Annotated in this window: 6 protein-coding genes; all 6 read right to left on the reverse strand. The window is 67.2% G+C overall.

The window, feature by feature from the left end; all coding sequences use genetic code 11:
* Window positions 1-1,145 (reverse strand): methyltransferase (locus tag WBQ44_RS03565; protein WP_495565361.1); only part of this gene is annotated, 1,145 nt, incomplete at its 3' end.
* A complete protein-coding gene (locus WBQ44_RS03570) occupies window positions 1,142-2,557 on the reverse strand; it encodes an ABC transporter ATP-binding protein (RefSeq protein WP_495565362.1) in 1,416 nt (471 codons plus the stop codon). The genes WBQ44_RS03570 and WBQ44_RS03565, both read right to left, overlap by 4 nt.
* Window positions 2,554-3,336, reverse strand: coding sequence for an ABC transporter permease (locus WBQ44_RS03575; protein WP_495565363.1), 783 nt, complete (start codon window positions 3,334-3,336; stop codon window positions 2,554-2,556). The genes WBQ44_RS03570 and WBQ44_RS03575 overlap by 4 nt, the downstream gene beginning before the upstream one ends.
* A gap of 17 nt (window positions 3,337-3,353) precedes the next feature.
* Window positions 3,354-4,322 carry an ABC transporter permease gene (locus WBQ44_RS03580; RefSeq protein WP_495565364.1) on the reverse strand — a complete coding sequence of 323 codons (969 nt, stop codon included), beginning with the start codon at window positions 4,320-4,322 and terminating at the stop codon, window positions 3,354-3,356.
* Entirely contained in the window at window positions 4,319-5,896 is a 1,578-nt protein-coding gene (locus tag WBQ44_RS03585; RefSeq protein ID WP_495565365.1) for an ABC transporter substrate-binding protein, read from the reverse strand. The genes WBQ44_RS03580 and WBQ44_RS03585 overlap by 4 nt, the downstream gene beginning before the upstream one ends.
* Before the next feature lie 37 nt (window positions 5,897-5,933).
* Window positions 5,934-9,474 (reverse strand): SDR family NAD(P)-dependent oxidoreductase (locus WBQ44_RS03590; RefSeq protein ID WP_495565366.1); only part of this gene is annotated, 3,541 nt, incomplete at its 5' end.

Here is a 9,474-nt window from a genome sequence, read left to right on the forward strand (position 1 = left end):
GTGTCGACCGGGTCGATCAACACCACGGCGTCTGTGCCGCTGAGTGTCTCGCGCAGGACGGCGGCGCTGACCGATCGTGGGATGTCGGTGACGAGGGTGGGTCCGTTGGCGATGTGGGTTGGCAGCCCGGCCAACGCGGTGCCGTCACCATCGAGGTCGCGCCATGTCATGACCGACGGCTCCGAAATCGGGACGGCAGAAGCGGCGTCGACCGTGAACACAGCGTCGAAGCGGTACCTGGTGAGCTCCGAATCGTCGCGCAGACTCTTGGCGTAGGTGAGCACCGAAACCTCGCGACCGGACGCGGAGGCGATCGATGCCAGCGTCGACGGGTCGACGAGCAGTTCACTGTCCGCGGCGGCCCGTCGGGCGACTCGCTCGTCGAGGGTGGCCGGGTCGCCGTCCGGATTCTTGGCTGTTTCGGCCCAGTGGGCGAAGTCGAGCAGCTGACCCGAGTGCCGGATGTCGCCGACGATGACGGTACCGCCGGGTGCAACGGCGTCGATCGCGTCGAGCACCACGGCGGCGAGATACCGCGTGTCGGGGAAGCATTGGGTGACCGAGTTCAGGAGTATGCAATCCGGCACCGCGCCGGTGTTTGCGATGGCGTCCTGCACCACTTGTCCGCGCAGTTCGTGTGCACCCGCCTGGACGAAGCTGGTTCCGGCTATGCGCTGCGCCGCGAGTCTGTTCACCACTTCGCCCGCGACATCGGTGCCGACGTAGTGCTCGACGTGCGGAGCGAGTCGGCGCATCAGCAGACCGGTTCCACATCCGAGCTCGAGGATGTTCCGTGGGTGTTGTGCGAGTACGAGATCGACCGTCCGTTCGACCCATTCGATCATGTGCTCGGCGGCAAGCGGCTCACCCGTGTCGGTGGCACGCCAACCCGAGAGGTCGTCGTCCGAATCCTGTTGCGGCGTGGAGCTATAGGTCCAGTCGTAGACCTCGGTCCAGTGCGTCAGGTGCTCGTCGACGATCCCGCCGACGAGTGCCGAGCCCGCCGTCCGCGTTGTCGCCACAGCATTGTCGGAGAGAACAATGAGTATGCCCTCGTCGCCGTCGGTGTCGACGCGGGCAACCCAGGGGTGCTCGCACAGCACGTCGACAGCCGCGGTGTGACGGGCCAGTCGGGTATCGGTCATCGTTGTGTGCTCCTCATGTTGTGAACAACCTCGGTGATGGATCGGTCGCGTATCTCGATCACACGGTCAGCGCGCGAGATCAGGTGTTCGTCGTGCGTTGCAGCCAGAATGGCCATCCCGCCGTGTAGATCGGTCCCGGACGATCGGATCTCGTCGAGCAGGTCGTTGATCCGGCTTGCCGTGTTGTGGTCGAGCGACGCGGTCATCTCGTCGGCGACCAGTAAACGCGGCCGGCCCGCGAGCGCACGGGCGATGGCCACGCGTTGGCGCTGACCACCGGACAGCTCGTGCGGTCGCTTGCGCAGAGCGGTCGCCGGCAGTGCCACACGATCGAGGAGATGTTCGGCCTCGGCGATCGCGTACGCGTGCGGCCGCACCCGGCTGATGTGCCGCCGGAGAATGCGTTCGATGGTGTGAGCGGGATTGAGCGCGTCGAGGGGATTCTGACCGACGAGTGCGATGGCCGCCCGCGTCTGCGGAGTTCGCTCACCAACCCGCTCGGGCACGGCAAGGCCGTCGAGCGTCATCACGCCGTGGAAAGCATGCAGTCCGCAGACCGCGCGCAGCAGTGTCGTCTTGCCGCACCCGGAAGGGCCGCGTACGACGACGAGCTCTCCGACGCCGATGTCGAGGGCGGCATCCTCGACGAGCACGCGTCCCCGATGCGTGTCGACTCCAAAGGAACTCAGCTCGAGCGCTGTTCTGCTCGGTCGCAAAAAGCGGGCCGACGAACCGAGGGAAAAGTCGGCGTCCGGCGCAGTTCGCAGCACCCGGTCGCACACATCGAGCATCCGTCGGTCGTGCGTGACGACGATCGTCACACCGTTCGATCTTCGCCGGGAGGTGACGGCTGCCAGTACCGGTTCCAAGGACGCGTCGTCGAGGCCGGACGACGGTTCGTCGAGGATCACCAACTCCGGTGTCGCCACCAGCGCGCGGGCCACGGCGATGCGCTGAGCCTGCCCACCCGAAAGTCTGTGTGGCGGCGACTCGATCTGGTCACCGGTCAGCCCCAACTCGGCGAGAAGTGCGCGTGCCGACGCGGTTGCGCTGGCCCGGGATAAACCGCGCATACGGGCGGCTTCGGCAACCGATCGCCACGCCGGGTAGCGCGGGTGCAGCGCCGAGGATGGATCCTGGGCGGCATACCCGACTGCCTCTCTGCGCCACGCTCGTGTGCCGTGGGAGCCGGCGCCGGACCAGTCGATCGATCCGGCGGTGACGGTCAGTCCGTGGGGAAGCGAGCCGAGGAGTGCGGACATCGCAGTGGTTTTGCCGGAGCCCGAGGGTCCGACAAGCGCGACGATCTCGCCGGCCGAAGCGTCGAAATCGAAATCCTGCAGCGGGAACTGCCCGCGCTCGTCGGTGACGGTCAGGCCGCGCACGGTCAGGGCGCACGATGTCCTGGTCATATCGGGTTCGACCTTCCACCCAGCGTCCCACTCAGTGTCGTAGACGCGACAGCGATCACCGTCGCGAGTACCGCGAGCGCAACGGCCGGCGCCACGGTCGCAGCGGCGTTCAGTGCGATGCCGGAATAGTTCTCGGTGATCATCGACGCCCAATCGGCCTGCGGCGGCGGCGTACCGAGACCCAGTGCGTTGATGGTGGACACCATTTGAAGGGCGACGATGACCCGAAGTCCGTAGTCGGTGGTGATCACCGCTGTGTGAGACGGGAGCACCTCGTGCAGCAGGATTGACGGGAGCGGATCGCCGCGCATCCGAGCCACGTCGATGTACGTCGCATGCCGGGCGGCGGCCGAGACGTCGGCAACGACGCGTGCGGTGAGCGGGGCGCCCGCCACGACGGTCGCAGCCGTCACGGCAACGGGCATCGGAAGCGCCACGGCGAGAACCAATCCGACGAGAATAGCGGGGACCGCGAGAAGTAGGTCCGCGCCTGCGTTGACGCCGAGACCCACAGAGCGTCTCGACCACCCGGCCCACACGCCGGCTGCCACCCCGACCACAGTCGACATTGCGGCCGCAAACAGCGCGACGGTCGTCAGAGTAGCCCCGCCCCAGAGGATCCGCGCCATCACGTCGCGTCCGAGCCCATCTGTCCCGAGCGGGAAGAGGTCGTTGGGCGGCGTCCACGGGCGAGCCACGGTCGCGAGCGGATCCAGGTCGGTGAGATACCGGCCGAACAGTGCGATCCCGAGAACTGCGACCAGTGCGACCGAGACCATGAGCCGCGCACCCCGGATCACGCAGGGCCTCGGTTACCGGTGCGTGCGGCGACGATGTCTGCGAGGGTCATTCCGGCTACCACCACCACAGCGGCGAGCATCGAAATCGCCTGAACCACTCCCGCGTCGCGGGTGGCGATCGAAGTGACGAACAGCTCGCCGAGTCCGGACAGTCCGAAGATGTTCTCCACCAATGCTGTTCCACAGACAAGCCCGGCGAGAACGAACGAGAGAATCCGGACGGTCGGAGCTGCGACGACAGGGAAGACGTACGACCAGGCGAGGCGGAGTCGACCGACGCCGCGCATCCGGGCGTCGACGATATACGGGGTGTGCGCGGCATCGACCAGCGGCCCACGCAGCATCAGCGCACCGTAGGCGCTTGCGGGCAGGGCCAGTGTCATCGCGGGCAACAGCAATAGATCGAGATGGGCCAGCGGTGACCGACCGCGGGGAAGCAGCGAGACCGGCGGGACGAGTCCGGCCCACCCGGACAGGACTGCGGCGAGCAGTGCCGCGACCACGACCTGGGGCAAAGCCGCGACGGTGGTAGCGGTAGCCGTCCACGCCGATCGACGCCCCCTGCCCGAGGAGGCGAGCACGGCGAGGCCTCCCATCAGTGGGATGACGATCACGAGTGCGAACGACACGATGCTCGCCGACACCGTCAGCCGGTTGCCGAGCATGTCGCCGACGCTTCGGCCGGTGCTCGTCGACGTACCGAGATCGCCCCGCACGACGCCGCTCAGCCATGCGAGATACCGAAATACGGGTGAGTCGTCGAGACCCGCGGCCGAGCGGAGCACCGACAGTTCCTCGGGCGTCAACCGGCCTGCCGCCCGCAGCGACACGGCATCACCGGGCAGCAGAGCGGTGACGCCGAAGACGATGACCGAGACGGCCAGAAGGAGCCCGATCGCGCGCGCCGACGAGATCAGCACTGCACGCGATCGGACTCCGTCCGACGTGATCGACGCAGGTGTCAATCTGCGAGGTCAACCTGGTCGATGAAGGCGCTGGCGAAGCCTATGCCCTCGGGTACTCCGGACACCCCCGGTGCCGTCAGATCAAGGCGGTCCGACGCTGCCCAGATGGCATATCCGCCTTCGTTTCGCAGCGTGGTCATCAGCTCGGCGACGCCCTCGTTGCGTGTGGTCTCGTCGGGCTCGGCGACAGTCTCGGCGAGTTTCGTCGACCATGAAGGATCGCTCCACGCCGTCTCGTTGGTCGGCGAGTTCGGACGCAGAACCACCTGGGTGATATCGAAGAACGGGATGCCACCGAGGTAGCTGACGTAGAAGGGTCGCTGAGCGTAGACGTCCTGGAAGTAGGTGTCCGGGGGCGAGAGTTCGACGTTGACCCGGATACCGATGTCGGCGAGTTGCTGTGCGATCAGCGTTGCGGCGCTGTCCATTCCGGGGTACGCAGTGGTGCTGTTCAGGGTCACGTCGACACCGTCGGCCAGGCCCGCCTCGGCCATCAGTTGCCGCGCCCGGTCCAGATCGCGGGTGCGCTGCGGCAGGTCCGGTGCGGCCGGGTCCTGCGGACTGATCAGATCGTTGCCGAGTTGGCCCTGCCCCAGGAATGCCACGTCGAGCAGCTGTTCGCGGTCCAGGGCCGCGCGAACGGCTTCGCGAACGCGATTGTCGTCGAAAGGTGCTGTGTCGGTCCGCATCACAAGGGGATAGAGGGTTGCGCCCGGATGCCGCACGACACCGACATCGGTGTCATCGTTGTCTGGCGCTTCACCGAGACCGACGACCGCGGATGCGGGAACCCCGGCGGCCAGGTCGGCTTGCCCCGAGGTGACGGCGTCGGCCCGAGCCTGCGGGTCGGGAATCGCGCGCATCTCGATCGTTGCCATCGGCGGGGTCGGGCCCCACCACTGATCGTTCCGCTCGAACACCTCGACCTGCCCGTCGGCTGCGGCGGGCACGAAGGGGCCCGAGCCCGGCACGAGTTCGGTGAAGTCGGCGCTGCCCTCCGGTACGACGAAGGTCGACCCCTCCAAAGCCTGACCGACCGCGGCATACGGTTCCTTGGTGCGCAGTACGAGCGTCGTGTCCGAAGTCGCTTCGGAGGCAGCGAGATCGAAGCGCTCGACGCGACCGGAGTTCTCGGCGGACTTCTCACCCATTCGTCGAAGCGAGAAAAGCGCATCCGCGGCAGTGACCGCGCTCCCGTCGGAGAACGTCGCTCCCTCACGCAGGGTGATGGTCCACTCGGTCAACGTCTCGTCCGGCACCCAGGATTCGGCCAGTCGTGGTTGGGTCTCGCCGTCGGAACCGGGGACCGTCAGAGGGTCGTAGGTGAGGGCCATCCGAACCACGTCGCTTTCCGCGGGCAGAAGGCCGTGGGGGTCGTTGGTGGCGACCGCCGACGAGCCCGGTGCGACGTAGCGGAAGACCTCGGACGAACCGGCTGTGCCGTCCCCTCCCCCGTCCGTACTGTCGGCCGCGTCTTCCGATGTTGCGCAGCCGGCCAGGACGGCGACGGACGCGGCCAGTGCCACCGTCGTGCGCAGCGGTGTCGATCGTGAGAGGTGGGTGCGGTATCGCATGTGCTGCTTTCTTGTGGGTTACAAATGGGTTGACGGGTCAGGGACGGTCGAGAGCCGTTCGCAGGGCGTGGTCGAGGTGCTCGACCACGTCGTCGAGTGCGGGTTCTCGGAGCATGGAGTAGTGGTGGGCGTCGGCCGCGACGACGGTCAATCTTCCGGCGAGGTGACGTGACCATCCGAGGTCGGCGGAGAATGCGGAGGGTGTGTCGTCGATACCCATACCGATCCCCGAGTTGTTCGGTGCACGCCGGGTGCATCGCACGAGCAGGGTCTCGGTGTCCGCGTCGGGGTGTAGGCGCGGCGTGTGCCGGGCGAGGGCGGCGAGGTGGCGACCGAACACCTCTCGTCTGGAGAGGCCGTCGTCGCGGGGGCCGAGCAGTTTTCGGCTACGGAGCTTCGCCGCGATGACGGAGTTCCGCGCGTCGGGTTCCAGCTCGACGATCTCGTTCCACGCGGCGTCGCCGATGCCGAGGTCGATGTCGAGAAATGACTCGAGTGCACCCAAGTGTCGACGCGCGACTTCGAGTTCGACGGTTGCCGCGGTGCCGTCGATGGCGGTGATGTAGGTCGGGTCGTTGGAGTCGAGCATGACGATCAGCGCTGTGCGTTCGCCGTCGTCGTGAAGTTGTCGCGCCATCTCCTGGGCCAGCGACCCGCCCATCGACCAGCCGCCGAGCAGCCATCCCCCGGGCGGTGTCGAGTACTGGCTGCGCAGGGCGGACACATATTGCGCCGCAATGCCTTCGATCGAATCACAACCCCCGGCGTCGACGGTCAGTTGCGGATCGGTCAGTGCCACGACGGCGACTTCCGTGGTCAGACGCCTCGACAGCTCGGCGTAGCACAGCACGTCGCCGCCCGACGGATGGACGAGAAACAGCGTGGGCCGCTCCGACCCTGCGGTGGCTCCGGAACCACGCAACGGGACGAGCACGTCGGCGGGATCGATCTGCGGCACCGCGCCGTGGTCATGGGTACGAGTCCACGCGCCGGCATCGTCGGCGAGCTGTGTCGCAGCCTCGGTGTGCCGGGCCACCAGGTGCTCGAGCTCGCTGTCCGCGAACAACCCGTCGACGACATCCCACTGCAGGCGCAACTCGCCGTCCTGCTCGAGCACCTGATGATCGAGCCACGTCTGCGGCGTCTGACCGACGGCATGTACTTGCGTGCCGACCCATTCGAGCGAGCCGGAATCGTCGACCATGTCGTGCACGCCCAGCGCTCCGGTGAATACCACTGGTACCGAGCACTGTTCGCCGCTGCGCCTCGACTGTTCGGCCAGCAGTTCGAGCGCCGAGTACTGGCGGTGGTCGAGGTCGTCGAACATCCTGCGCTGTGTCGCCTGTGCCCGGTCGACGAACGACGACGCGGCGTGCGGCCCGGACTCGTGCAGGATCAGCGAGGTGAAATCGCCGACGACCTTGTTGACGTCGGGATGGAAGGGCGGGCGATCGAACAGGGTCAGAACGACCGAGAAGTGTTGCGTTCTCGACCAAGCACGAAGCGAGTCCGTGTACAGGGTGAGCAGCGCAGCCGTCGGTGTGATGCGGTGGCGTCGGCATTCTAGGGCGAAGCGGCTCCACTGCTCCGGGCGCAGCGCGGTGGCCCGACGCACGAAACGTGGACGGCCGTCGAATCCAGGCCGGATCGGTAGCTCAGGTGGGCCTGGAACGGACTCGGCGCGGGCCAGCCAATAGTGCTCGGCCCGAACCCCTCCCGGTCCGCGGCGCCGCTGTGCCATCGCCGACGAGCACTGCGCCGGGTGCAGATCGAGCGCGGGCAGGGGCGTTTCGGGGTGCTCGTACAGGGCCTTCAGTTCGGATTCGATGATCCACCAGCTGGCGGCGTCGCAGATGAGGACGTCGACGCCGATGAACAGGCGGGTGCGGTTTCTGTCGGTCCGCGCAGCTTCGATCTGCACGAGCGGCCACCTGTCGGGCGGCCCGGGCTTCTCGGCCACTCTCCGCCGGATCGTCCCGAGCGTACGTTCCCTGCTCTCGTCGTCGGCGGAGACAAGTTCGCGGGTCCGAATGCGATACGGCGGAACCGAATCGAGGGTTCGCAGCCGTCCGTCCGAAGTCGCAACGGTGCGCAACATCGGGTGCCGGGCGATGACTGCGTCGAGTGCTCTGTTGTATCGCTCGAGATCCAGATCGACGCAGTCGTATTCGAGGTAGAAGTGACACGGCACCTCGCCCCATGCGTACCCGCCGTTGCGCCCGATCCAGTAGGCGTGTTGCACGCGCGTCATGTCGAACGTTCCGTCGTCGCGCAGCACCTCGGACAGTGTCGAAACTGCGGTGTCGTCACTGGGCGCGGCGAGAGTTTTCGCCGCGTCGATACGATCCGAGAACTGCGCCAGCGTCGCGGCCGTGAGTAGTTCTCGAAGCCCAAGTTCGACGCCGAAGCGCTGCCGCACCGAGTCGAGCATGCGGGTACCGAGCAGTGAGTGCCCGCCGAGTGCGAAAAAGTCGGCGTCCGGATCGGTAACAGGTGCGCCGAACATCTCCGACCACACCTCTGCCACACCCTGTTGGGTGTCCGTCAGCCCCGAAAGAAATGCCCCCGCTGCTGCTCGAGGGCGAGGGATCGACGCTGCCCGCGATCGAGGCCCGAGTCCGGACGTGCCGACCGCGACGACGGCGGGGCTGCGCCCGGCAAAGGCCAAGGCGGCGATGCGGTCGAAGGCAGTCAGTCCGGTCTCCGCATCCAGCGCACCCGACATCGCGATGGCCGAAATGGCCGACTCCCGGCCAACTTCTTCGAGATCGGCGCGCCAACCGTCCCACACGATGCTGACCCACCGGACCCTACGGCCCGACACCGACACCGCGTACGCGTCCATGGCGGTGTTGGACGCCGCGTAGGGGCCCATTCCGATGCCGCCGAGAACTCCGGTGGCCGACGACATGCAGAGAACTGCAGTGGGCCGGCGCCCCTCGGGCAACCCCGAGATGGCGTTGCGAATGTTCTGCGCCACCGCCAGTTTGGCGTCCATGTGAGCTCGGGCGGCGTCACCGAATTTTGCATCGTGGCCCGCGGACGTCAGCGTGACGGGGGCGAGAGAGGCCGCGAGACCGGCAGCGTGGACGACGAGCCCGATCGGCCCTGCGTCCGCGTCGAGGGATGAAACCAGTCGCGCGAGATCGGCGGCGTCCGTTGCGTCACCGACGACGTGACGGATCGGGTGTGCTGTTGAGCCCGGCTCCGAACGTTCTCGGCGCGAGGTGGACACGACGTCGTAACCGAGACCGGCCAGGTGTCGGCCGATCAGACGGCCGACTGCCCCGGATCCTCCGACGATCAACGCCTTCGTACCGGGTACCACTGCGGTAGCCACTGTTTCGACGGCAGACCACGACGTCAGGGCGCTCTCCCATCGCACGCCCGATCGGACGGTGACGTCCGAGGCCGGCCGAGTGGCGGGACGCCCCAGAGCGTCGATGACCTCGCCGAGCACGACGTCGGCGCAGTCTTCCGCATTCAAAACCGAATCGACATCTACAGCGGCCCAACGAAGTCCGGGCGCCTCCTGGCCCAGTATCCGTGGCAACGTACGCAGCGCCGCAGCCACGGGG

The sequence above is a fragment of the Rhodococcus sp. (in: high G+C Gram-positive bacteria) genome (assembly GCF_049591685.1).
Lineage (GTDB): Bacteria > Actinomycetota > Actinomycetes > Mycobacteriales > Mycobacteriaceae > Rhodococcoides.